Source organism: Caulobacter sp. 05T431, from assembly GCF_056665975.1.
This window is the reverse complement of sequence record NZ_JBFTKU010000028.1, coordinates 1-21,825: the sequence shown is the minus strand read 5'-3', so window position 1 is coordinate 21,825 and position 21,825 is coordinate 1. Positions and strand designations below refer to the sequence as shown.

The 21,825-nt window shown below is 69.4% G+C and carries 25 protein-coding genes and 1 riboswitch; of the genes, 12 read left to right on the top strand and 13 right to left on the bottom strand.

The genetic code is table 11. The features are described 5' to 3' along the window. Positions 1 to 25: 25 nt before the first annotated feature. Together AC1U89_RS21695 and AC1U89_RS21690 are read right to left on the bottom strand one after the other, a co-directional pair. Positions 26 to 868 carry a thymidylate synthase gene (locus AC1U89_RS21695; RefSeq protein ID WP_479901714.1) on the bottom strand — a complete coding sequence of 281 codons (843 nt, stop codon included), beginning with the start codon at positions 866 to 868 and terminating at the stop codon, positions 26 to 28. A gap of 81 nt (positions 869 to 949) precedes the next feature. Beyond that, positions 950 to 1,504 (bottom strand): DUF924 family protein, encoded by a 555-nt coding sequence (locus tag AC1U89_RS21690; RefSeq protein ID WP_479901713.1) that lies wholly within the window; start codon positions 1,502 to 1,504, stop codon positions 950 to 952. Between the two features lie 131 nt (positions 1,505 to 1,635). Here AC1U89_RS21690 and AC1U89_RS21685 point away from each other — a divergent pair, with 131 nt between their 5' ends. Both AC1U89_RS21685 and AC1U89_RS21680 read left to right on the top strand, forming a co-directional pair. Beyond that, entirely contained in the window at positions 1,636 to 2,556 is a 921-nt protein-coding gene (locus tag AC1U89_RS21685) for an RcnB family protein (protein WP_479901712.1), read from the top strand. A 192-nt stretch (positions 2,557 to 2,748) separates the two neighbouring features. Next, entirely contained in the window at positions 2,749 to 3,150 is a 402-nt protein-coding gene (locus AC1U89_RS21680) for a DoxX family protein (protein WP_479901711.1), read from the top strand. Here the strand turns inward: AC1U89_RS21680 and AC1U89_RS21675 are convergent. Then, the gene (locus AC1U89_RS21675; protein ID WP_479901710.1) at positions 3,147 to 4,082 is read right to left on the bottom strand and encodes an NAD(P)H-dependent oxidoreductase; all 936 of its coding nucleotides are present in this window, start codon (positions 4,080 to 4,082) and stop codon (positions 3,147 to 3,149) included. The genes AC1U89_RS21680 and AC1U89_RS21675 overlap by 4 nt on opposite strands. Positions 4,083 to 4,249: 167 nt before the next feature. Here AC1U89_RS21675 and ilvC point away from each other — a divergent pair, with 167 nt between their 5' ends. Together ilvC and AC1U89_RS21665 are read left to right on the top strand one after the other, a co-directional pair. Further along, a complete protein-coding gene (ilvC, locus tag AC1U89_RS21670; protein WP_479901709.1) occupies positions 4,250 to 5,269 on the top strand; it encodes a ketol-acid reductoisomerase in 1,020 nt (339 codons plus the stop codon). Between the two features lie 96 nt (positions 5,270 to 5,365). Next, positions 5,366 to 6,046, top strand: a complete 681-nt coding sequence (locus AC1U89_RS21665; protein WP_479901708.1) for a hypothetical protein — start codon at positions 5,366 to 5,368, stop codon at positions 6,044 to 6,046. Here the strand turns inward: AC1U89_RS21665 and AC1U89_RS21660 are convergent. Next, positions 6,010 to 6,834, bottom strand: a complete 825-nt coding sequence (locus AC1U89_RS21660; RefSeq protein WP_479901707.1) for a CAP domain-containing protein — start codon at positions 6,832 to 6,834, stop codon at positions 6,010 to 6,012. The genes AC1U89_RS21665 and AC1U89_RS21660 overlap by 37 nt on opposite strands. Before the next feature lie 49 nt (positions 6,835 to 6,883). Here AC1U89_RS21660 and AC1U89_RS21655 point away from each other — a divergent pair, with 49 nt between their 5' ends. Then, positions 6,884 to 7,447 carry a nucleoside 2-deoxyribosyltransferase gene (locus AC1U89_RS21655; RefSeq protein WP_479901706.1) on the top strand — a complete coding sequence of 188 codons (564 nt, stop codon included), beginning with the start codon at positions 6,884 to 6,886 and terminating at the stop codon, positions 7,445 to 7,447. An 86-nt stretch (positions 7,448 to 7,533) separates the two neighbouring features. On the opposite strand, the gene metE is transcribed toward AC1U89_RS21655, so the two are convergent. Together metE and AC1U89_RS21645 are read right to left on the bottom strand one after the other, a co-directional pair. Continuing rightward, a complete protein-coding gene (gene metE / locus AC1U89_RS21650; protein ID WP_479901705.1) occupies positions 7,534 to 9,861 on the bottom strand; it encodes a 5-methyltetrahydropteroyltriglutamate--homocysteine S-methyltransferase in 2,328 nt (775 codons plus the stop codon). Positions 9,862 to 9,978: 117 nt separating this feature from the next. After that, positions 9,979 to 10,206, bottom strand: a riboswitch (cobalamin riboswitch). A 52-nt stretch (positions 10,207 to 10,258) separates the two neighbouring features. Beyond that, positions 10,259 to 10,939, bottom strand: a complete 681-nt coding sequence (locus AC1U89_RS21645; protein ID WP_479901704.1) for a tRNA1(Val) (adenine(37)-N6)-methyltransferase — start codon at positions 10,937 to 10,939, stop codon at positions 10,259 to 10,261. A 218-nt stretch (positions 10,940 to 11,157) separates the two neighbouring features. Here AC1U89_RS21645 and AC1U89_RS21640 point away from each other — a divergent pair, with 218 nt between their 5' ends. Then, on the top strand, positions 11,158 to 12,168 hold the full coding sequence (locus tag AC1U89_RS21640; protein WP_479901703.1) for a polyprenyl synthetase family protein: 1,011 nt from the start codon (positions 11,158 to 11,160) through the stop codon (positions 12,166 to 12,168). 34 nt (positions 12,169 to 12,202) lie between these two features. Further along, positions 12,203 to 12,778 carry a hypothetical protein gene (locus AC1U89_RS21635; RefSeq protein WP_479901702.1) on the top strand — a complete coding sequence of 192 codons (576 nt, stop codon included), beginning with the start codon at positions 12,203 to 12,205 and terminating at the stop codon, positions 12,776 to 12,778. Positions 12,779 to 12,782: 4 nt separating this feature from the next. Here AC1U89_RS21635 and AC1U89_RS21630 read toward each other — a convergent pair whose 3' ends face one another. Further along, on the bottom strand, positions 12,783 to 13,637 hold the full coding sequence (locus AC1U89_RS21630; protein ID WP_479901701.1) for an FkbM family methyltransferase: 855 nt from the start codon (positions 13,635 to 13,637) through the stop codon (positions 12,783 to 12,785). 169 nt (positions 13,638 to 13,806) lie between these two features. Between AC1U89_RS21630 and AC1U89_RS21625 the strand changes: the two genes are divergently transcribed. Next, complete coding sequence (locus tag AC1U89_RS21625) at positions 13,807 to 14,208, top strand: YccF domain-containing protein (protein ID WP_479901700.1); 402 nt, start codon at positions 13,807 to 13,809, stop codon at positions 14,206 to 14,208. A 3-nt stretch (positions 14,209 to 14,211) separates the two neighbouring features. On the opposite strand, the gene AC1U89_RS21620 is transcribed toward AC1U89_RS21625, so the two are convergent. The 4 genes from AC1U89_RS21620 to fumC are packed head-to-tail and all read right to left on the bottom strand — an operon-like array spanning position 14,212 to position 16,656. Next, a complete protein-coding gene (locus tag AC1U89_RS21620; RefSeq protein ID WP_479901699.1) occupies positions 14,212 to 14,520 on the bottom strand; it encodes a CcdB family protein in 309 nt (102 codons plus the stop codon). Beyond that, complete coding sequence (locus tag AC1U89_RS21615; RefSeq protein WP_479901698.1) at positions 14,521 to 14,763, bottom strand: type II toxin-antitoxin system CcdA family antitoxin; 243 nt, start codon at positions 14,761 to 14,763, stop codon at positions 14,521 to 14,523. A gap of 52 nt (positions 14,764 to 14,815) precedes the next feature. Next, positions 14,816 to 15,262: a GNAT family N-acetyltransferase gene (locus tag AC1U89_RS21610; RefSeq protein WP_479901697.1), complete on the bottom strand. Its 447-nt coding sequence runs from the start codon at positions 15,260 to 15,262 to the stop codon at positions 14,816 to 14,818. Positions 15,263 to 15,264: 2 nt separating this feature from the next. Further along, entirely contained in the window at positions 15,265 to 16,656 is a 1,392-nt protein-coding gene (gene fumC, locus AC1U89_RS21605; RefSeq protein ID WP_479901696.1) for a class II fumarate hydratase, read from the bottom strand. 127 nt (positions 16,657 to 16,783) lie between these two features. On the opposite strand from fumC, the gene AC1U89_RS21600 reads away from it, so the two are divergent. From AC1U89_RS21600 to AC1U89_RS21585, 4 genes are all read left to right on the top strand, one after another. Further along, entirely contained in the window at positions 16,784 to 17,323 is a 540-nt protein-coding gene (locus tag AC1U89_RS21600) for a DUF1697 domain-containing protein (protein ID WP_479901695.1), read from the top strand. Positions 17,324 to 17,477: 154 nt separating this feature from the next. After that, complete coding sequence (locus AC1U89_RS21595) at positions 17,478 to 18,671, top strand: acyltransferase family protein (RefSeq protein WP_479901694.1); 1,194 nt, start codon at positions 17,478 to 17,480, stop codon at positions 18,669 to 18,671. Positions 18,672 to 18,726: 55 nt separating this feature from the next. Next, positions 18,727 to 19,047: a YbjQ family protein gene (locus tag AC1U89_RS21590; RefSeq protein WP_479901693.1), complete on the top strand. Its 321-nt coding sequence runs from the start codon at positions 18,727 to 18,729 to the stop codon at positions 19,045 to 19,047. Continuing rightward, positions 19,047 to 19,433, top strand: coding sequence for a RusA family crossover junction endodeoxyribonuclease (locus AC1U89_RS21585; protein ID WP_029915654.1), 387 nt, complete (start codon positions 19,047 to 19,049; stop codon positions 19,431 to 19,433). Before AC1U89_RS21590 ends, AC1U89_RS21585 begins: the two co-directional genes overlap by 1 nt. Here AC1U89_RS21585 and AC1U89_RS21580 read toward each other — a convergent pair. After that, entirely contained in the window at positions 19,395 to 19,784 is a 390-nt protein-coding gene (locus AC1U89_RS21580; RefSeq protein ID WP_479901692.1) for a hypothetical protein, read from the bottom strand. The genes AC1U89_RS21585 and AC1U89_RS21580 overlap by 39 nt on opposite strands. 95 nt (positions 19,785 to 19,879) lie before the next feature. Next, a partial coding sequence (locus AC1U89_RS21575; protein ID WP_479901691.1) for a serine hydrolase occupies positions 19,880 to 21,825 on the bottom strand: 1,946 nt, incomplete at its 5' end.

Genomic DNA, 21,825 nt, shown 5'->3' with positions numbered 1-21,825 from the left:
GCGAGACAGGATAGGAGGGCGATCCTCAAACGGCGACCGCCGCCTTGATATGCGGGTGGGCTTCGTAGCCTTCCAGCTGGAAGTCCTCGTATTCGAAGGCGAACAGGTCGCGCTTGTCGGCCATCTTCAGGGTGGGGAAGGGCTTGGGTTCGCGCTGGATCTGCTCGCGGGCCTGCTCCAGGTGGTTCAGGTACAGGTGCGCGTCGCCGAAGGTGTGGACAAACTCGCCGGGCTCCAGGCCCACGACCTGGGCGATCATGATCGTCAGCAGGGCGTAGGAGGCGATGTTGAACGGCACGCCCAGAAAGACGTCGGCGCTGCGCTGGTAGAGCTGGCAGCTCAGCTTGCCGTCCGCGACGAAGAACTGGAACAGGCAGTGGCAGGGCGGCAGGGCCATGTCCTCGACGTCGGCCGGGTTCCAGGCGCTGACGATGTGGCGGCGACTGTTGGGATTGGTCTTCAGACCTTCGACGAGGTTGGCGATCTGGTCGATCGATTGACCGTTCGGCGCGGCCCACGAACGCCACTGCTTGCCGTAGACGGGACCCAGGTCACCGTTCTCGTCGGCCCACTCGTCCCAGATCTTGCAGCCGTTGTCCTGCAGGTAGCGCACGTTGGTGTCGCCCTTCAGGAACCACAGCAGCTCCACGATGATCGAGCGCAGGTGCAGCTTCTTGGTGGTCAGCACCGGGAAGCCCCGCGACAGGTCGAAGCGGATCTGCCGGCCGAACACGCCCAGCGTGCCGGTGCCCGTGCGGTCGCCGCGCTGGACGCCGTTCTCCAGGATGTCGGCGAGCAGGTTCAGGTACTGCCGCTCGGGATGGTCGGCGGGAGCCTGTTCGGCGTGGATGGGCGTGACGGCGTTCATGGCCCGAGTTTGCGGGCGAATCGGCCGGATGGGTAGTGCGGCGGATTGGACGATCCACAGGCCCTGGCCGCTTATCCCGCCCTAACCCGCGAACCCGCCCTCATCCAGGAACGCCTGCTCGGCCGCCGTGGTCGTCCGGCCCAGGGCGGCGTTGCGGTGTGGGAACCGGCCGAAGCGGGCGATGATGTCGCGGTGGGCGATGGCCCATTTGAGGCTGTCGGCGTCGCCGGTGTCCTTCAGCAGCCCTTCGAACAGCCCGATGCTGGTCTCCTGGTCGGCCAGGGATTCGGCGTGCTCGTAGGGCAGGTAGAAGAACGGCCGAAGCTCGGGCGCGACGGCCTTGTCGTGGCCGGCGGCGATGGCGGCGGCGGCGACGGCGCGGGCCTTGCCGTCGGTGGCGAAGGCGTGGCCGCTGGCCCGATAGAGGTTGCGGGGGAACTGGTCGAGCAGGATCAGCAGGGCCAGGGCGCCCTCGGCCTGCTCGGCCCAGGCGTCGTACTTGCCCCGCGAGGCGGCCAGGTGGACGGGCTCGAACTTCAGGCGGATGGCCTCGTCGAAGGCGTCGGACTTGGCGAACCACTTGTCGGGTCCGGCGGCGGTCCAGAAGCCCAGCACGTCCTGAGGTTTGGCGGTCATCGAGGGTCTCCGGCGGCGGCGTTCGGGGCAGGCGCTTTCGTTCAAACGCGGTTCATCGTGCAAGGGTGACATTGCGTACAAGGGATGAGCGACAGGGCCGATGCAAGGCCCCTTGGAGCACTTGGAAAGCAATGAAACGTCTGATCACGACGGCTATGATCCTGTCCTTGCTGGGCGGCGTCTCGGCGCATGCCGCCGGCGCGGGCCTGGGGCAGGATGGCGCTGAGCGCCAAGATCGCCAAGGCCGCGAGCGCGGGCCGGGAGGCGGCGGGCGCGGCGACGGCGGCGGCTGGCGTCAGCAGCAGCCTCAGGCCGCGCCGCAACAGGCGCAGCCGCAACAACAGCCGCAGCAGCCGTCGGGCGGCGGCGATCGCGGCGGCTGGCGTCAGTCCGGCGGCGGCGACCGCGGCGATCGCGGCGGCCGTCCCGATCGCGGCGATCGGCCGGCGCCTCAGCCCCAGCAGCCCGCTCCCGCGCCCCAGGCCCAGGCTCCGCAACAGGGCGGCGAAGGCGGCTGGCGCGGCCAGGGCGGACGTGGCGGCGGCTGGAACCGCGGCGACCAGGGCCGCCCGGACCAAGGTCGACCCGATCAGGGCCGCGGCGATCAAGGTCGTCCGGACCAGGGCCGGGGCGATCGCGACGGCCGCGATGGCCGTGGCGGCTGGGACCGCAACGCCCAGAACGGCGGCTGGGACCGTGGTCCCGGACGCGGCGACCAGGGCCGGCCGGGCCCGGGCGACGGCCGCTGGCGCGACCGCGACCACGACCGTCCGCGCTACGACCAACGCCAGTACCGCCCGTCCTATCGCGCCGTGCAGCGCTACCGCGCCCCAGCCTATCGCTACCCGCGCGGCTTCTACGTGCGCCACTGGTCGTTCGGCGACTATCTGCCGGGCGGCTGGTACGGCCAGTCCTACTACCTGGACGCCTGGCAATACGGCCTGCCGTATCCGCCGGTCGGCTGCGAGTGGGTCCGCGTCGGCAACGACGCCCTGCTGGTCGACGTCTGGAGCGGCCAGGTGCTGAGCGTCTATTACGGCCTGTTCTGGTAGGACCGGTCCTGTCCTGAACGAGCCCCGGGCGGATCCCGATCCGCCCGGGGTTTGTCGTTTCTCGCGGCCATCCGCGCGCCAAGGGGCGTGAAGTTTTTCGAGGTGGCGTGTCGGCCGGCGGACTGAACGCGCGTCCTAGGGGCCCAGGCGCAACGCCTTCCCCGCCGTGTCGCGGCCTCGAAAGGAACGACGATGTTCAAAGCTTCGCCCATGGTCTGGACCGGACGTGTCCTGACCGGCCTGTTCGCCCTGTTCATGCTGGGCGCGTCCGTCCTGCCGAAACTGACCGGCATGTCGGTGGCGGCCGACACCCTGACGGCCCTGGGCTGGAAGGCCGACTATGTCCTGATGATCGGGATCATGGAGCTGACCTTCGTCGCCCTGTACCTGTTCCCGCGCACCGCCCTGCTGGGCGCGGTGCTGATGACCGGCCTGCTGGGCGGGGCCATGGCCACCCAGGTGCGGGTCGAGAACCCGCTGTTCAGCCACGAGCTGTTCTCGATCTATCTGGGCCTGTTCATGTGGGGCGGGCTGTGGCTGCGGACCCCGGCGCTGCGGGCGCTGTTCCCGTGGCGCGACGCGGCGGCCGCCTAGACGTTCGTCGTCGACTTCGCCGCCCGTTCGTCGTCCTTGGTGGCCACGATGCCCTTCGGGACCACATGGGCGACGAAGCGTTCGACCCAGGCGTCGAACTGGGCGACATGGTCGGCCTCGGCCATCATGTCGTCGGCCTGGTCGTCGGCATAGGGCTTGCCCTCACCGAACACCCCGGCGGTCCACAGGTCGTCCGGCACCTCGATCCCGCTGTAACGGCACTGCCAGACCAGGCCCTGATAGGCCAGGCGCTCGTCGGCGTAGGGCTCCTTCTTCGGATCGAACCAGGCCTTCTCCTTGACCAGCCTGGGCCGGCCGTCCTCGCCCATCTCGTTGGCCCCGCCGTCGCAATAGGTGAAGAAGGCCGCCGTGCGGCCTTCCAGGTGGTTGCGGGTCAGCCGACGCCACTGGGGCGAGCGCTCCAGGGCCTGGGCCTTCAGGGTGTCCTTCTTGTCGATCAGGTCGGGGCGCGGATTGCCGCCGGCCGCGCAGACCAGGCGGTCGAACATCAGCTTGAAATTGGTCGTGGGCCCGTACCAGTTGGTCGGACCGACGAAGGCCCAGGCGTCGGCGCGGGCCAGGCGGCCGTAGAGATCCAGGTCCCACATCAGGTCGGGCTGGGTGGTGCTGCGCGGGCCGTAGCAGTTGCAGGGCCAGACGCAGAGCGCCATCGACGAGGAGACGCAGGCGTTGCAGGCTTGGATCTTGGGCTTGCCGTGCTGGTTGCCCAGGTCCTCGGTGTCGATCTGCCACCCGGCCGGCAGGCGTGCGGCCATTCGCAGCATGAGCGCCCGCGCCTTGGAATCCAGGCCCGGGCAGCTGTTGTGCCGCCGCTGCGAGCCGGCGATCAGAAGTACGCGAAGGGCGCGATCCTCGGCGGGTTCAGGGGAAACGATCGGGGCGTCGTCAGGCGCTTCTTGCGGGCTCGGCATGGCGATGGAACGCCCCGCGGCGTAAAACGTCGCCACAGAGGCTTTCGGGTCACAACGTTCTGTCGTCATCGCCTTGACGAAACGGCAAAAAAACGCTCAAACGCCCGGCCTTTGTCGCTTCGCCGTTGCGCGGGGCGGCCATAAACGACCAGTCCTGGAGAAAAAACATGCGCGTCTATTATGATCGCGACGCCGACCTCGCTCGCATCTTGGACAAGAAGATCGCGATCGTAGGCTATGGTTCGCAAGGTCATGCTCACGCGCTCAACCTTCGGGACTCCGGCGCCAAGAACGTGGCCGTCGCCCTGCGCGCCGGTTCGCCGACGGCCAAGAAGGCCGAGGGCGAAGGCCTGAAGGTCATGACCGTGGCCGAAGCCGCCGCCTGGGCCGACCTGCTGATGATCCTGGCCCCCGACGAGCATCAGGCCGCGATCTACAAGAACGACATCGCGCCCAACATCCGCGACGGCGCGGCCCTGCTGTTCGCCCACGGCCTGAACGTGCACTTCGGCCTGATCGAGCCCAAGGACACCATCGACGTCCTGATGGTCGCCCCCAAGGGCCCCGGCCACACCGTGCGCGGCKAGTACCAGAAGGGCGGCGGCGTGCCTTGCCTGATCGCGGTGCACCACAACGCCACCGGCAACGCCCTCGACCTCGGCCTGGCCTATGCCAGCGCCATCGGCGGCGGCCGCTCGGGCATCATCGAGACCAACTTCCGCGAGGAATGCGAAACCGACCTGTTCGGTGAGCAGGCCGTCCTCTGCGGCGGCACGGTCGAGCTGGTCCGCGCCGGCTTCGAAGTGCTGGTGGAAGCCGGCTACGCGCCGGAAATGGCTTACTTCGAGTGCCTGCACGAACTGAAGCTGATCGTCGACCTCATGTACGAAGGCGGCATCGCCAACATGAACTACTCGATCAGCAACACGGCCGAGTACGGCGAGTACGTCACCGGTCCGCGCATCATCACCCCGGAAACCAAGGCCGAGATGAAGCGCGTGCTGGACGACATCCAGTCGGGCAAGTTCGTGCGCGACTTCATGCTGGAGAACCAGGTGGGCCAGCCGAGCTTCAAGGCGACCCGTCGCCGCTCGGCCGAGCACCAGATCGAGGAAGTCGGCGGCCGCCTGCGCGCCATGATGCCCTGGATCGCCAAGAACAAGCTGGTGGACGTGGCCAAGAACTAGGCCTCGGCTTCATCGCTGACCAAGACGAACGGCGGGCTCGCGAGGGCCCGCCGTTTTTCGTTTGGCGAAACGGACCAGGCCATCGAGATTGCCGTGATGAGCGCCTTCGACGCCGCCTTGGCCGAACTCTACGAGACCTTCAGCGCCGAGCCGCCGGTGTCGATCCAGGGTTGCTTCTGCTGTTTGGGCGCCGACGCGCGGGAGGTTCTGCTGACGCGGCCGCTTGGCGTTCTGACCAGCGACCAGTTGGCCCCCTATGCATCCAGCGTGTTCCTGACGGTGGGGGACGTCGGCGACTATCGCTATTTCCTGCCGCGCATCCTCGATCTGTCGGCCAGCGACCTGGCCTGGTGGCCGTCCCCAGAACTGGCGGTCGGCGCTCTAACGCGGGCCGAGTGGAGCGCCTGGTCGGACGTCGAGCGCGCCGCGATCCTGGGTTTCCTGTCCGCCTGGTTCGATCGCTGGGCGGCCGGTCTCGGTGACGGCGCCCATGGCGGCGAGGTCGAGACGTTGCTTTGCGGCATGGCGCGGGCCCGGATCGACATCATGCCCTATCTCGTGAGGCTTCTACGGCCAGAGAACGGCGCGGCTTTGCTCGAACTTTTCGACGAGCACGGCGCGCGCGACGAAACGAGCTCCACCCCGCAGGGATTCTGGGACGAAGCGCGGGAGGGCTTTCGGCTGGTGACGGCTTTTCTGGCGTCCGAAGCCGCGCGAGAGCGATTGTCGGACCTGCGCGCTCACCCCAGCACGAACACCGGGCCCCAGGCCACCTGATACTTCCGTGGGCCGGTCGACAGGTGCGGGCGCAGCTGCCAGGCGCCGGGCGGCAGGGTCTGGGCGCCCGGGCTTTCGACATAGGTCTCGACCAGGGCCTCCGCGCCGGGCTCCGACACCGAGAACTGGTCGATGCGCGGCACGGCGCCCGTCAGGGCGGCCGCGATCACGCCCACGGACGCCACGCGCAGCGGGGCGGGGGCGGAGAGGCGGGCCGAAACCTCGGCATAGGCCCCGACCGCCATCACCTCGCGGCCCTGGCGCAGCACGCCGTAGCCCACATGGGTGAAGCCCGGCGCCAGCAGGTTGGCGCGGTGGCCGGGGCTGGACTTCCACTGGCCCATGATCTGGTCGGGCCGCACGGCGCCGCTGGCGTTCAGCCGCTCGGCGATGTTCTCGCCCGGCGCGCCGACCAGGTCGCGGGCCAGCAGGCCCACCCGGGCGGCGGGGCCGAAGCCCTCGCGGGTCATGTGGTCGAACACGCCGGTGCGGGCGATGTCGGCGGCGTGGGCGCGGGCGGCCAGGGTCAGGCCGGGATCGGGCGCCAGGGCGTTCAGGCCCTGGGCCCGCCGGAAGATGTCGCCCAGGTCGTGCAGGTCGGTCTCGAAATCGGGGTCGAAATCGCCCCGGCTCTCCGCCAGCTGGCGGCGCAGGCGGCGGTCATAGGCCAGCCAGGGGTCGCTCATGGCGGCCCGGGCGGGGGCGGGGATGAGGCCGGGCAGGACGAGGGTGGACGCGGCGGCGACGATCAGGGCGCGGCGGTCTGGAGCGGTCTTAGGGGCGTTCATGGTCCTCAAGGCGGTTGACAGCGTCCCGTTTCGGCAAGTTCTAAGGGTCATGAGACCCGTACGTTCCATCTGGCTGGCCGGACCCGAGCCCTGGCTTCCCGACGCCGAGGCCCAGGCCGCGCGCCAACGCGCCCTCTGTGCTGATAACGGCTTCACCGGCCTGACCGCTCCCGCCGTCGTCGAGACCCAGGCCGACAATGTCGAGGTCCAGGCGCGGGAACTCTACGCCGAGAGGATGGCCAAGCTGCGGCAGGCCGACGCCGGGATCATCAACCTGACCCCGTTCCGAGGGCCTTCCTGCGCCAGCGCCGCGGCCTTCGAGGCCGGCGTCCTGGCGGGCCTGGGGCGGCCGGTCATGGCCTATGTCAACGTCGCCGACGAGAGCGAGGCCGAATATGTCGACCGGGTCGAGGTGCACGTGGGCGCCCAGCGCGACGAGCACGGCGTCTGGCGCGACGGCGACGGCTGCGTGGTCGAGGACTTCGGCCTGCCCGAGACCCTGATGCTGTGGGCCGAGGCCCGGCGACTGTTCGTGATCATCACCGACGATCCGCTGCACGACCTGACCGGGCTGGAGATGTGCCTGGACGCGCTGGCGCTGTACGCGGAGTAGGGGATTAAGGTGGGGACACACACTCACGGCAAGGCCTAGCCAGTTCGGCGAAGACCGTGGGGTGAGTGTGTGTCCCCTTCTTCAGGCTACAGCACCGCTCGAGCCGCCTTCGCCGCCGCCACCATGTTGACCAGGGCCGGGCGGACCTCGTCCCACTTGCGGGTCTTCAGGCCGCAGTCGGGATTGACCCACAGCTGCCCGGGCGACAGCCGCGCGCCGGCGCTGGCCAGCAGGGCGACCATCTCCTCGGGTCCCGGCACGCGGGGGGCGTGGATGTCGTAGACGCCCGGCCCGATCTCGGCCGGATAGGCGTAGGCCTCGAAGGCGTCCAGCAGCTCCATCTTCGAGCGCGCGGTCTCGATGGAGATGACGTCGGCGTCCATCGCCCCGATCGCGGCGATGATGTCGTTGAACTCCGAATAGCACATGTGGGTGTGGACCTGGGTCTCGTCGCGGACGCCGGAGGCGGCCAGGCGGAAGGCCTCCACCGCCCAGTCCAGATAGGCCTGGCGGTCGGCGCGGCGCAGGGGCAGGCCCTCGCGCAGGGCCGCCTCGTCGATCTGGATCACCTTGGCGCCGGCGGCCTCCAGGTCGACCACCTCGTCTCGGATCGCCAGGGCGATCTGGCGGCAGGTTTGGCTGCGCGGAATGTCGTCGCGGACGAACGACCACTGCAGGATGGTGACCGGGCCGGTCAGCATGCCCTTCATCGGCCGGTCGGTCAGCGACTGGGCGTAGCGCCACCATTCCACCGTCATCGGACGGGGCCGCGACACGTCGCCGAAGATGATCGGCGGCCGCACGCAGCGCGAGCCGTATGATTGCACCCAGGCGTGCTTGGTGAACACGAAGCCGGCCAGTTGCTCGCCGAAATACTGGACCATGTCGTTGCGCTCGAACTCGCCGTGCACCAGCACGTCCAGGTCGATCTCCTCCTGCCAGGCCACGGCGGCCGCGGTCTCCTCGCGCAGGAAGACCTGGTAGTCGGCGTCGGCCAGGACGCCCTTGGCGTGGGCGGCGCGGGCCTTGCGCACGGCGCTGGTCTGGGGGAACGAGCCGATCGTGGTGGTCGGCAGGGACGGCAGGTTCAGGCGGGCCTGCTGCAGGGCGATACGCCGGGCGAACGGCGAAGCGCGCTGGGCGTCGTCCGGCGTGACCGCGGCCAGTCGAGCCTGGACCGCCAGGTCGTGGATGCGCGGCGAGGACCGGCGCGCGGCGGCGGCCTTGGAGGCGGCCTCCAGGGCCGGCCGGACCGCGTCGCGGCCCTCGTTCAGCGCCTTGGCCAGGATCGTCAGCTCCTCGATCTTCTGGACGGCGAAGGCCAGCCATTGGCGGACCTCCGGATCGATGGCGGTTTCCAGCTCCAGATCGATCGGGGTGTGCAGCAGCGAGCATGACGGCGCCAGGATCACGCGGTCGCCGCCGCGCTTGGAGACGATCGGGTCCAGGCGGTCCAGCAGAGCCTCCAGGTCGGCGTGCCAGACGTTGCGGCCGTCGATCACCCCCAGGGACAGCACCAGCCCCTCGCGGGCCGCCGAGAGCGCCGCGTCCAGCTGTTCGGGCGCGCGGGCCAGGTCGATGTGCAGGCCGTCGACCGGCAGGTTGGCGGCGGTCGACAGGTTGTCGCCATAGGCCCCGAAATAGCTGGTCAGCATGATCCGCAGGCCCGGCGTGGCGTGGGTCAGCAGACCGTAGGCCCGGCGCAGTTCGCCGCGCTCGAACTCGGTCAGGTCCAGGGCCAGGCACGGCTCGTCGATCTGCACCCAGTCGGCCCCGGCCGCCATCAGGCGCTGCAGCACTTCGACATAGACCGGGATCAGCGACGACAGCAGGGTCAGCGGCGAGAAGTCCGGGTCACGGCTCTTGGCCAGCTTCAGGAAGGTGACGGGGCCCAGCAAGACGGGGCGGGTGCGGATCCCCAGGGCCTTGGCCTCCAGGAACTCGTCGATCGGCTTGGTGGACGACAGGGTGAAGACCTGGCCGCGCGACACCTCGGGCGTCAGGTAGTGGTAGTTGGTGTCGAACCACTTGGTCATCTCCATGGCCGGCAGGCCCGCGCCGTGGGCGTGGATGTGKCCGTGTTCGCAGACCTGGGCGTCGCCCTGCGTCCCGCGCGCCATGGCGAAATAGGTCGCGGTGTCGACCTCGCCGCCGGCCCAGCCGTAGGTCGCCGGGACGGCGCCGACCATGACGCTGGCGTCCAGCACGTGGTCGTAGAGCGAGAAGTCGTTGCTRGGCACGTGGTCCACGCCCAGCGCCTTCTGGCGTTTCCAGCCGTGCGCCCGCAGGCCGGCGGCCGTGGCGAGCAGGGAAGGGGCGTCGGTCTTGCCCGCCCAATGGTCCTCGAGCGCGAGCTTCAGCTCGCGGCGCGGGCCGATGCGGGGAAAGCCCAGGGTGGCGACGGTKACGGTCATTTCAAAAAACCTCTGCCGGTGTGAAGGCGGAGGCTTGATCGGGGCGCGCACGCGGTCGCGCACGGGTTCACGGGCCCGGTCGCGCCTTGCAAGCGACCAGACCGGGCACCCCGCCGGAGGACGTTATCTGTCGGGGCAGGTCTCCTGGCTCACGGGTCAGCGCCCCTGTCCTGGCCTTCCCGACGCGCCACCGATCCAGCTTCGGCGCGTCAGTGACACGTATCGGACAGCGGCTCGCCGCTCACAGTTGCGGGGGCAGCGCCGGATTTGGGATTTCACCCCCGCACCGACTTCCCTCTTAGCTCCGGACGCGAACGTCCGCAGACCACGACGAGCCTAGGGAGCGCGCGTTTCGGCTCATCGTCAAGAGGGATATAAAGATATCTTTATATGATTTTCACCAACCGAGCGCCGCGTCGCCGCGCAGGACGGCCTCGGCCGCCGCCGAGTGCCCCGATCCCTCCCGCTCGTGCAGGACCAGCGGCGGCAGCAGCACCAGCGGCGCCTTGCCGGTCTTGATCGCCCGCACGATCACCCGCTTGGCCGGGGCGTCGGCGAAGGGGGCGATGGGGCGGATCCTGAACGAGCCGGCCTTGGGCGCCAGCAGGGCCAGGAGGTCGGCCAAGCGGTCGGCGCGGTGGATCAGGGTGATGGTCCCGCCTTCGCGCACCGCCTTCAGGCAGAAGCCCGTCCAGGCCTTCAGGCCGCCGTCGGCCATCCAGGCGCCGGACTTCTCCGGCGCGGGCGCGCGCAGGGCGGCGGGGTCGTCGAAGAAGGGCGGATTGCTGATCACCGCGTCGAACACCGGCAGGTCCAGGGCCCGGAAGCCGCGCTCGACGTCGCCGGCGACGATCTCCACGCGATCGGCCAGGGCGTTCAGCCCGACATTGCCCCGCGCCAGCTCCACGGCGGCGGAATCGCGCTCCACTCCGACGAATCGGGCGCCGGGGCGGCGGACGGCCGCCGCCAGCAGCGCGCCGCCGACCCCGCAGCCGGCCTCGATCACCCGGTCGCCGGGGGCGGCGTCGCAGGCGGCGGCCAGCAAGGCCGCGTCCATGCCGGCGCGGTAGCCCGTCACGGGCTGGCGCAGCTTGACGCGACCGTTCAGGACGGCGTCTTCGGTGACCGCGAGGGGGCCTGGGGATGTGGGTAACGCGTCCGGCAACGTTTCAAGCCTTGTGCTCGCCTTGACCCTGACCTATCCCGCCAGCATTGTCGCTCGCAACGGCTGATCAAGCCCAAGGGACGCGAGGCGCAGGCCGACCTCCGGCGGGCGTCAGCAGGGAGAGTATGGTTTTGGACGCAGCTGCAGCGACCCTCGCCCGGGAGCCGGGATCGGTGGATCGTCTTGTGCGGCTGGCCGCCGCCGACATGGCTGGGGTCGACGCCCTGATCACCGCGCGCATGCAGAGCGAGGTCCCGGTCATCCCGGCCCTGGCCGAGCACCTGATCGCCGCCGGCGGCAAGCGCCTGCGTCCGCTGCTGACCGTGGCCGCCGCGCGCCTGGCCGGGTCGGACAACGACAGCTGCCTGAAGCTGGCCGCCGCCGTCGAGTTCATCCACACCGCCACTCTGCTGCACGACGACGTGGTCGACGGCAGCCAGCTGCGGCGCGGCAAGGTCGCCGCCCACCTGATCTGGGGCGCGGCGCAGAGCGTGCTGGTCGGCGACTTCCTGTTCGCCCGGGCCTTCGAGCTGATGGTCGAGACGAACTCGATGAAGGCGCTGGAGATCCTGGCCAAGGCCAGCCGCGTCATCGCCGAGGGCGAGGTGCTTCAGCTCACCCGCAGCCACGACCTGAACCTGTCCCAGGCCCTGTAYCTGGAGATCATCGGCGCCAAGACCGCCGAGCTGTTCGCCGCGGCCTCCGAAGCCGGCGGCGTCTCGGCCGGGGTGTCGGCCGAGAAGTCGAACGCCCTGCGCGACTACGGCATGAACCTGGGCCTGGCCTTCCAACTGGCCGACGACGCCCTGGACTACGGCGGCACGACCGAGGCCCTGGGCAAGAACGCCGGCGACGACTTCCGCGAAGGCAAGGCCACCTTGCCCCTGCTGCTGGCCATCGCCCGCTCGGGCCCGCGCGAGGCCGAGTTCTGGGAGCGGGCCATCGGCCGCCGCGAGCAGACCGAGGCCGACTTCCGTCGCGCCCGCGAACTGATCGTCGGCACGGGCTCGCTGGACGCCACGCTGGACCTGGCGGGCGGCTATGCCGACAAGGCCAAGGCCGCGCTGTCGGGCTTCCCGGCCAACGACTGGCGCACCAGCCTGGAAAGCCTCGCCGATTTCGCGGTCAGCCGAAGGGCCTGACGCGATGGGACCGGGGGGATCCAAGCTCAGCAACATGCTTCCGCTGCCGCCGGAAGGCCCGCTGCCGTCCCTCAATACCGTGCTGAAGACCACGCCGGACAATCCCAGCGGCGACCCGCATGGCCATGGGCACGCCCACGAGGCGKGCGAGGCGGCCGGCAAGGTGATCGGCGGCGGCCTGGGCGTGGTGATCGGGTTCGGGATCCTGCTGCTGACCTTCGGTCCGGTGCTGTGGGCCCCGCTGTGGGCGGCCTTCTCGGCGGCGGTGCGGGTCAAGGCCCTGGCGCACAACGGCTGGCTGACCGCCGGGGCGGCGATCGCCGCCGGCCTGGCCGTGGCCTTCATCCAGTTCCTGCTGCTGGTCCAGAAGAGCCCGGTCCTGCGCTATCCGGCCGTGCTGCTGTTCTCGCTGGCCTGGGTGGGCGGGCTGTGGCTTGAGCTGACCGCCCCGCCGCACAACTGGCTGGTCCCGCCGCCCTGGCACGCGCCGGGGCCCTGGGCGATGGGTCTCGTGGGCGTGGGCGCGGTGATCTATGCCGGCCTCTACCTGCTGATCCTCACGCGCTTCGGCAAGGGGCGATGGGCGCGCAAGTGGCAGCTGATCAAGTAGGGATCTAGGCCTTCGCCTTCAGGCACAGGTCCAGGTGGGTGCCGTTGTCGTCCTCGACATGCCGCTTCCAGGCCGCGTCGACATTGGCGATGACCTCGGCGGCGGTCGCGCCCTTCACGGCCTCGCGCTTCTTCTTGCGGTGCAGGATCTCGACGCCGTAGCCCAGGTCCAGGAAGAAGCTCAGCAGGGCCGAACCCTCGGCGCGCGAGGTCTCGGCCTGGAAGGCTGGAGAGTATTCCAGGAAGGTGATCGGCTTCTGCTCGGCCATGAACGCCTTGGCGCCCATGAAGGCGCGATATTCCATGCCCTCGATGTCGATCTTCATCACGTCGACCTGGCCCAGCTCGCCGCGCAGCAGGTCGATCGGCACGACGGGCGCGAAGTCGTAGTCGGAGAGGTCTTCGGGCGCGGCCTGGCCGGCCGGTTCGAGCTGGTGATTGTTGTGCATGGTCTGGCGGCGCAGGAAGGCCGTCTCCAGCCGGTCGGAGACGCCCACCAGGATCAGGCGGATGTTGTCGATGGCGTTCGCCTTGGCGCTCTCCAGGATCACCCGGCCGTTGCCCGGGCTCATCTCGATGGCGATCACCCGGCCGTCGGGCCCGACCTTCTTGGCCGCGGGCAGGGCGAAGGCGCCCCAGCTGGCCCCGACGTCCAGCACGGTCATGCCGGGCTTCAGGATCTGCAGGAAGTAGTCCAGCACCCAGGGCTCGTAGTTCTTGCCGTCCAGCAGCTGCTTGGTGATCACCCAGTGGTCGGGCATGCGGTAGGTGCAGCCGCGGAACTTGACCGGGACGGGCACGGGCGCGACGCCGACCGGCAGCGAGATCGCCTGGTGCTTCTTCTTGCGGAACAGACCCATCGTGCCCTCGTGCGGCGCGGCGCTTGGAATCGGAAGCGCCGCCTTTGTTTCTGGACCGACACATAGCGATAGCTTGTGGCAAGGTCACGTCCGCCGGGAGGAGAAAGGTGAAGCTCGACATCGATCGCGATTCGTCGCACGCCTAAGGCCGCCTTCGTCGGAGACCGCCATGATCCGCCTGCTGCTCAACATCCTGTGGTTCATCTGCGGCGGCTTCATCTCGGGCTGCCTGTGGCTGCTGGGCGGCGCGCTGCTGGCCATCACCATCGTGGGCCTGCCCTATGCGGGCGCGGCCTGGCGCATCGCCGGMTTCGCCTTCTGGCCGTTCGGCAAGGAGATGGTCCCCCGCGAACTGGTCACCGGTCGCGAGGACCTGGGCACCGGCGGCCTGGGCTGCGTGCTCAACGTGATCTGGTTCCTGCTGGGCGGCTGGTACATCGCCCTGTCGCACCTGATCGCCGCCGCCGCCGAGGCCGTGACGATCATCGGCATCCCGTTCGCCATCAAGGACCTGCAGCTAGCCATCGCGGCCATTGCCCCGATCGGCCGGACGGTGGTGGACCGGCGCTAGGCTTCAGAAGCCGGTGAACAGGCGGTCGACCGCGCGACGGATGTCGTCTTCATAGGCGGCGAGGGAGCCTGCACGTCGTCGCAGGTCGCGCTGTCGGATCGCGGTCATGCCCGTGACGCTGATCAGGAGCGTCGCCGCATTGTGCTCGATTTGAATTTCGAAGGCGTTCAGCGGCGCGCTGCGACCTGCAAGAACGGGCGCCACGATGACCTCCGTCAGGCCTGCCAGCAGATGTGAGGACAGGACCACCACGAACGGGACAGCGCCACGCATCGGCGCTGCCGGATTTTCGTAGAGATCATATTGCCGCACCTACCAGGTCCGCAGGTGGTCCGAGAGCAATCCATGCTCTTCGATGAAGACGTTGTGTTCCTTGATCGCCTCGGCGTTCTCCTCGGCCCAACGCCGCGCGCGCTCCTCGGCGCCGGCGGGGTCGACCTTCTGGAGGTGCAGCCGCAGCTGGATCTCGCTCATGCCGGCGGTGGAAATCCCCAGCCGCATGGCCTGCGCCAGCAGCTCCGGATCGATGCCGATGTCGAGTTCGACCTTGCCCATGGGCCAAGGCTAACACGGCGATCGGGTCAGGGCAGCCGCAGAAACGCCGGTTCTAGCCGGCGCTCCGCCGCAGCACGTGCGTCCAAGGCCCTGAAGTGTCCCGCGAAAAGCCCTGGGCCTCCCAGAACGGCGCGGCGACGGGGGAGGCGGCGGCGTTGCAGGTGAGGAGGTCKACCTGGTCGAGGGCTTCCTGCACGAGGGCCGAGGCCAGGGTGCGCGCCACGCCCTGACGGCGGAAGGCGGGGCGGACGTAGAAGCGGCGCACGCGGCGGGCCGGCTCGGCGGCGGCGGTCTCGACCGACAGGCCGCCGATCCCCGCCAGGTCCCCGGCCAGCAGCGCGCCCAGCAGGGCCTCGCCGTCGCCGTCGAAGCGCTGGTCGCCGCCGGCCCAGCCCTGGGCCAGCAGCGCCATGTTGCGGACGCCCTCGCTCGCCGCGTAGGCGAGGAGGGCGTCGAAGCCGTCCGGCAGGTCATCGATGATCCGAACGAGCTGGATCAAGTTCAGCCCGGCGAGATCATGTTCTCGGGGCGGACGTACTGGTCGAACTCTTCGTTGGTCAGGTAGCCGCCGCCGACGGCTTCCTCGCGCAGGGTGGTGCCGTTCTTGTGCGCGGTCTTGGCGATCTTGGCGCAGATGTCGTAGCCCAGCTTGCCGTTCAGGGCCGTGACCAGCATCAGGCTGTTCTCGACGCCCTTCTTGATGTTGTCGACGCGGGGCTCGATGCCGACGACGCAGTTGTCGGTGAAGCTGATCGCGGCGTCCGACATCAGGCGCACCGACTGCAGGAAGTTGTAGGCCATCACCGGGTTGAAGACGTTCAGCTCGAAATGGCCCTGGCTGCCGGCGAAGGTGACGGCGGCGTGGTTGCCGAACACCTGGACGCAGACTTGGGTCAGGGCTTCGCACTGGGTCGGGTTCACCTTGCCCGGCATGATCGACGAGCCCGGCTCGTTTTCCGGCAGGCTCAGTTCGCCCAGGCCCGCGCGCGGGCCCGAGCCCAGGAAGCGGATGTCGTTGGCGATCTTGAACAGGCTGGCGGCGACCGTGTTGATCGCGCCGTGGCTGAAGACCATGGCGTCGTGGGCGGCCAGGGCCTCGAACTTGTTCGGGGCGGTGGTGAAGGGCAGGCCGGTGATGCCGGCGATCTGCTCGGCCACCTTCTCGGCGAAGCCGATCGGGGCGTTCAGGCCGGTGCCGACGGCGGTGCCGCCCTGGGCCAGCTGCATCAGGGCGGGGAGGGTGCTCTCGATGCGGGCGATGCCGTTCTCGATCTGCTGGGCGTAGCCGCCGAACTCCTGGCCGAGGGTCAGGGGCGTGGCGTCCTGGGTGTGGGTGCGGCCGATCTTGATGATCTTGGCCCAGGCGTCGGACTTGGACTTCAGGGCCGTGTGCAGGTGCTTCAGGGCCGGCAGCAGGTCATGGACGATCTGCTCGGCGCAGGCCACGTGCATCGCCGTCGGATAGGTGTCGTTCGACGACTGGCTCATATTGACGTGGTCGTTGGGGTGGACGGGCTTCTTGCTGCCCATCTCGCCGCCCAGCATCTGGATGGCGCGGTTCGAGATCACCTCGTTGGCGTTCATGTTCGACTGGGTGCCCGAGCCGGTCTGCCAGACCACCAGCGGGAAGTGCTCGTTCAGCTTGCCTTCGATGACCTCGTTGGCGGCCGCGACGATGGTCTCGGCGATCTTCGGGTCCAGCTTGCCCAGGGCCAGGTTCGCCTCGGCGGCGGCGCGCTTGACGATGCCCAGGGCGCGGACGACGGGAAGCGGCTGCTTCTCCCAGCCGATCTTGAAGTTGCCGAGCGAACGCTGGGCCTGAGCGCCCCAGTACTTGTCGTTCTCGACGGCGATCGGGCCAAAGGTGTCGGTCTCGTTGCGCGTGGCGGTCATGCGGCGGGTCTCCGGAAAAACGGTCGAGCGCGGTCTAGACCCAAGGCGGGCGGAGGGCAACGCTCGGCGCTTGCGAAGCCGCACCGGCGACGCTACGACGGGAACGTTCGAAGAACGGAGTTCGCCCATGAGCCCTCACATCGCCCTGTTGCGCGGCGTCAATGTCGGCGGCCGCAAGGTGCTGAAGGACGATCTGCTGAGCCTGGCCAAGGACCTGGGCTTCGACGAGGCCAAGACGCTGCTGGCCAGCGGCAATCTGGTGCTGTGGGGGAAGGGCGGTTCTGACGCCGACATCGAAAGGCGCCTGGAGGACGGGCTGGAGAAGCGCATGGGCCTGCGCACCGAGTTCTTCGTCCGGTCGCCCGCAGAGCTGAAGGCCATCATCGACGGCAACCCCTATCCGGACCAGGTCAAGAGCCACCCCAACCACCTGCTGGTGCACTTCATGAAGGCGCGGCTGTCAGACGAGGACGAGGCGATCCTGCGCGCGGCGATCACGGGGCCCGAGACCTTCAAGGTCGGGACGCGGGAGCTCTATATCGACTATCCCGAGGACGTCGGCCATTCGATGCTCGATCGCGACTGGAAGAAGACCAAGCGGGCTCMGCTGGGCACCGCCCGCAATTGGAACACCGTCCTGAAGCTGGCGGCGGTGGTCGGGCTCTGACCTCGATCATCCATTTGTTTCGTAAGGCTTTGAAGCGCGTAAAGGCCTGAAATCCACCTCTGGATGGGGATGGTCAGGTAATTGAAAAATCATCTCACATTTGACAGCGCTGTCTTTCTTGGTCATAACTTCCGCAACGATAGGGGAGGTGACTATGGAATCGACGAAAGTCGGCTCTGGACGCGTTGTCGCGCTCGATGTCTTGAGGGGACTGGCCGTCGCCGGCATGATCCTGGTGACTAGTCCGGGGTCTTGGGATCACAGCTACGCGCCGCTGAAGCACGCGGCCTGGAACGGCTGGACCCCGGCGGACCTGGTGTTCCCCACCTTCCTGTTCTGCGTCGGCATGGCGATCGCCCTGTCCGCGCCGCGGCTGCGGACGGGGGAGCAGAGCTCGGCGGCGCTGTGGGTCAAGATCGCCCGCCGCACCGGCCTGCTGCTCCTGCTGGGCCTGGTGCTCAACGCCCTGCCGACCTTCGACCTGGCCCATCTGCGCATCCCCGGCATCCTGCAGCGGATCGGCCTCTGCTACGCCCTGGCCAGCGCCATCTGCCTGCTGCCCGCCAAGCCCGCCGGCGACGGAAGGCTGCGGATCAACCTCGGCGGCGTCGCCCTGGCGGCCGCCGTGCTGCTGGTCGGCTACTGGGCGCTGCTGGCCTTCACGCCGGTCCCGGGGTTCGGCGTCGGACGGCTGGATTCCAACGGTTCGCTGCCCGCCTTCGTCGACCGGGCGGTGTTCACGATCCCGCACCTGTGGCCTTACGGCCTGACCGAGGGCGTGGGCGTGACCTATGATCCGGAGGGGCTGCTCTCGACCTTCCCGGCCACCGTCAACGTCCTGGTCGGCGTGATCGCCGCCGCCCTGCTGACCCGGCGTTCGGAGCGGGACGGGGAGGCGGCGGGCGGGCTTGTCCCACTTCTGATCCTGGGCGTGGCCCTGGTGGTCGCCGGCCTGGCGCTGGACCCGGTCGTGCCGGTCAACAAGCGGATCTGGACCTCCAGCTTCGCCCTGTTCAGCAGCGGCGCCTCGCTGGTCGCCCTGGTCGTGCTGCAGGCGATCCTGAAGGTCCGGGCGGTCGAGATCGTCGCTGCGCCGCTGAAGGTGCTGGGCGGCAACGCCATCCTGGCCTTCGTGGTCTCGCAGGTGCTGGGCGCCTGCGCGGGCCTGGCGCTGGCCCATCGGGCGGACGGGACCGCCCTGACGCCCCAGGGCTTCGGCTACGAGACGGCCCAGCGCCTGACCGCCGATCCCTACCTGGCCTCGTTCCTGTGCGCCCTGGCGATCCTGGCCCTGATCACCGCGGCGATCACGCCGCTGCATCGCAAGGGCATCCACCTGCGGCTCTAGTGATGGCGAGGCGGCGAGCGGTCCGATATAGGGGCGGGACGTCAGGAGACATCCCATGCTCGTCGCCACCACCAACGATCTGCCCGGCTATCGCGTCGTCGCCCATCTGGGCCTGGTGCGTGGCGTCACCGTCCGCTCACGCAGCGTGATCGGCAATCTCGGCGGCTCGATCCAGTCGATCTTCGGCGGCAAGCTGTCGATCTATGTGAACCTGGCCGAGGCGGCCCGAAAGGAAGCCTACGATTTGCTCGTGGCCCACGCGGCCGAGCTGGGCGCCAACGCCGTGATCGCCATGCGCTACGACGCCAACGAGATCATGGAAGGCATCACCGAGGTCCTGGCCTACGGCACGGCCGTGAAGGTCGAGCAGGCTTAGTGGACGACGGCTGGACGCATCACGGCAAGGTCCGGGCCCGAGAGGCGGACGGTCAGCTGACCCTGGTGGTCGACGGCCTGACCACCCAGGCCAAGTACTACAAGCCCCTGATCTACGAGTTCTTCCGCAAGGTCTGGCGTGGCTCGCGCCCGGCCTGGGGCGAGTTCTCGGTTGAGATCGGCATGGAGTTCGTCGGCGAGCCGCCGTGGATGGACCTGGACAACCTGGCCAAGGCCCTGCTGGACGCCATCAAGGGCTACGCCTTCCACGACGACGCCCAGGTGGCCCGTCTGCTGGTCGAGCGCCGCCCGGCCGAGCGCGAGCGGATCGTCATCGTGGTGCGGAAGCTAGACTCGCGCTTTCTGCGGTCCACGCTCGAAGACTGACGCCCCCACCGAGACCAGCAGCACCAGCATGAAGGCGCCGTAGCGGCCCAGGCTGGCCGGATCGTCGGACATCAGCTTCTCGAAGTGGGCCAGCACCAGGTCGGCGCCGGCCAGGATCGGCAGGCCGAAGGCCATGGCCGGGAACAGCCGCCGGGCCCGCGGGATCCGCCGCAGCCGCGCGGCGACCTGGAAGACGAAGGTGGCCGCCGCCGCCGCCGCGAAGGCGTTCAGGGCGTAGAACCAGAAGGCCTTCTCCAGCAGCCCGCCGCCATAGGCCGCGTAGAACAGGGTGGCCGCGAGCCAGGCCAGCAGGCCGGCCAGGCTGAAGATGGCGGCGTCCAGTTTTGACACGATCGGCTCCCCCCGAGGCTTCCTCGGGGAGGGCGGTGCAGATCGCGTGCCGCTCCTCCCCCTCTGGGGGAGGTGGCCCGAAGGGCCGGAGGGGGTCAGGTGTTCCAGAATTCCAGGAAGCCCCAGGCGCCCAGCAGCAGGGTGAAGCCCAGGAAGACCAGGGTCGTGCAGGTGAAGGCCAGCTTGCGCAGCGAGGTCCAGCTGTCGACCCGCCGCCCGCCGCGCCACACGACCGGCAGCATGGCCAGGGTGGCGATGGTCAGCCAGGCCGAGACGAAGGCGCAGGCCGAGGCGCTGAGCAGCCAGCCGCTGGGCCAGCCGTAGACCACGTTGGCCACGTCGGAGGAACCGCTGGCGAACACCCCGACGCCGACCAGGGCGATCAGCCAGAGGATGGACTGGATGGTCTGCATCAGGCTGGCGCGGGCCTGGGTCGGGGTCTGGCGCGCCTCGCGGCGGTCGCGAGTGGCCACGCCGATCAGGGTCGCGATGGCCGCCAGGGCGGTCAGCACGGCGAAGGCGATCAGCAGGCCCAGCTGGTGCGGGAAGCCGATGCGCTCGAACGCCGCTCCGCCCATCGGCGAGAAGAACCGCACGACCTTGCCGTCATCGCGCTGGAAGACCAGCAGGCCGGACCCGCCGACGGGGGCGAAGGTGTCGGGCTGGCCGGTCGCCGTCCATTGGCTGGACTGGCCGTCGATGGTCAGGGTCAGGCGGCCGTCGGGCGCGGCGCGCACGCTGGCCTCGCCGATCAGGCGGTCGATGAAGCCCTCCAGCCCGCCGTAGGAGCGGCGCGTGGTCAGGAACCGGCCCTCATAGGCGCGGGCCTCGTCGTGCGAGATCGGGCTGGCGGCGGGGATTTCCGGACGCGGCGCGTAGAAACGCTCGATGATCGTCGAGGGCAGGGTGGCGGGCAGGTCGGCGCCGGTGTCGGTGTTGACCGCCACGAAGACGCCCAGGCCCAGCTCGGGGACCATCACCATGTTGGAGTGGAACCACAGGGTGGCGCCGGCGTGGCCGAAGCCGCGCTTGCCGCCGGGCAGGGGGATGTCCATGAAGCCGGCGTTCCAGCCGGGCGCGCCCTCGGCCGGGCGGTACATCGGCGTGCGGAACAGGGCGCTGGTCTTGGACGAGAAGATCGTCTTGCCGTCGATGGTCCCGCCGTTCAGCAGCAGGGTCATGTAGCGGGCCATGTCGCCGGCGGTGCTGGAGGCGGCGCCGGCGGGGGCGATGTGGCCGATGAACTCCGGGTCCTCGGTCTGGAAGCCCAGCGGGGTCCAGCGGAAGCCGTCCGACAGGTCGGCCGCCAGGTTCGCGGCCATCGGCGGCGGCAGGTCGTCCCGCCACGGACGGTTCTCGCGGAAGGTGGTGTGGGTCAGGCCGGCGGGCAGGATCACCTGGTCGGCGACCTCCTTCTCGAACGGCTGGCCGGTGACGTTGGCCAGAGCCGCGCCGGCCAGGCCGGCGCCGTAGTTCGAATAGGCCGGCAGCAGGCCCGGTTCGCGCACGCGGTTGGGACGCTCCTGGCGCAGGTACAGCTCCAGGGGCCGTTCGCGGCGCGGGTCGCGCTCGAACAGCTGGCCCAGGGCCCGGTCCTCGAACCCGGCGGTGTGGGTCATCAGGTCGCGCAGCCGCACCGGGGTCTTCTTGCCCTGGTCCTTCAGCTGCAGCTTCTCGGGCAAGTAGATGTTGATCGGGGTGTCCAGGCGCATGCGGCCGGCGTCCACCTCGTTCATCAGGGCGATCCAGGTGAAGGTCTTGGAGATCGAGCCGATGCGGAACAGGGTCTTGTCGGGATCGACCTTGCGGCCGTCCTTCAGGCTGGCGACGCCGTAGCCCTTCTTCAGCACCACCTGGCCGTTCTGGACGACGGCGATGGTCACGCCGGCGATGTGGTCGCGGGCCATGCGGTCGCGCACGACGCCGTCGACATAGGATTCCAGGTCGGCGACGGGCAGGGGGGCGTGACTGGTCAGGACCGGCGACGGCGCGGCGGCGTCGGGCGTCGCGGCCGCGGCGGTCGGGGACGCGGGCGTCGCGG

Excerpts from the sequence above, each read along its gene's own strand:
- AC1U89_RS21695 (WP_479901714.1), bottom strand. The coding sequence starts at position 868 with ATGAACGCCGTCACGCCCATCCACGCCGAACAGGCTCCCGCCGACCAT.
- AC1U89_RS21690 (WP_479901713.1), bottom strand. The coding sequence starts at position 1,504 with ATGACCGCCAAACCTCAGGACGTGCTGGGCTTCTGGACCGCCGCCGGA.
- AC1U89_RS21685 (WP_479901712.1), top strand. The coding sequence starts at position 1,636 with ATGAAACGTCTGATCACGACGGCTATGATCCTGTCCTTGCTGGGCGGC.
- AC1U89_RS21680 (WP_479901711.1), top strand. The coding sequence starts at position 2,749 with ATGTTCAAAGCTTCGCCCATGGTCTGGACCGGACGTGTCCTGACCGGC.
- AC1U89_RS21675 (WP_479901710.1), bottom strand. The coding sequence starts at position 4,082 with ATGCCGAGCCCGCAAGAAGCGCCTGACGACGCCCCGATCGTTTCCCCT.
- AC1U89_RS21665 (WP_479901708.1), top strand. The coding sequence starts at position 5,366 with ATGAGCGCCTTCGACGCCGCCTTGGCCGAACTCTACGAGACCTTCAGC.
- AC1U89_RS21660 (WP_479901707.1), bottom strand. The coding sequence starts at position 6,834 with ATGAACGCCCCTAAGACCGCTCCAGACCGCCGCGCCCTGATCGTCGCC.
- AC1U89_RS21655 (WP_479901706.1), top strand. The coding sequence starts at position 6,884 with ATGAGACCCGTACGTTCCATCTGGCTGGCCGGACCCGAGCCCTGGCTT.
- AC1U89_RS21630 (WP_479901701.1), bottom strand. The coding sequence starts at position 13,637 with ATGGGTCTGTTCCGCAAGAAGAAGCACCAGGCGATCTCGCTGCCGGTC.
- AC1U89_RS21615 (WP_479901698.1), bottom strand. The coding sequence starts at position 14,763 with ATGGGCAAGGTCGAACTCGACATCGGCATCGATCCGGAGCTGCTGGCG.
- fumC (WP_479901696.1), bottom strand. The coding sequence starts at position 16,656 with ATGACCGCCACGCGCAACGAGACCGACACCTTTGGCCCGATCGCCGTC.
- AC1U89_RS21595 (WP_479901694.1), top strand. The coding sequence starts at position 17,478 with ATGGAATCGACGAAAGTCGGCTCTGGACGCGTTGTCGCGCTCGATGTC.
- AC1U89_RS21590 (WP_479901693.1), top strand. The coding sequence starts at position 18,727 with ATGCTCGTCGCCACCACCAACGATCTGCCCGGCTATCGCGTCGTCGCC.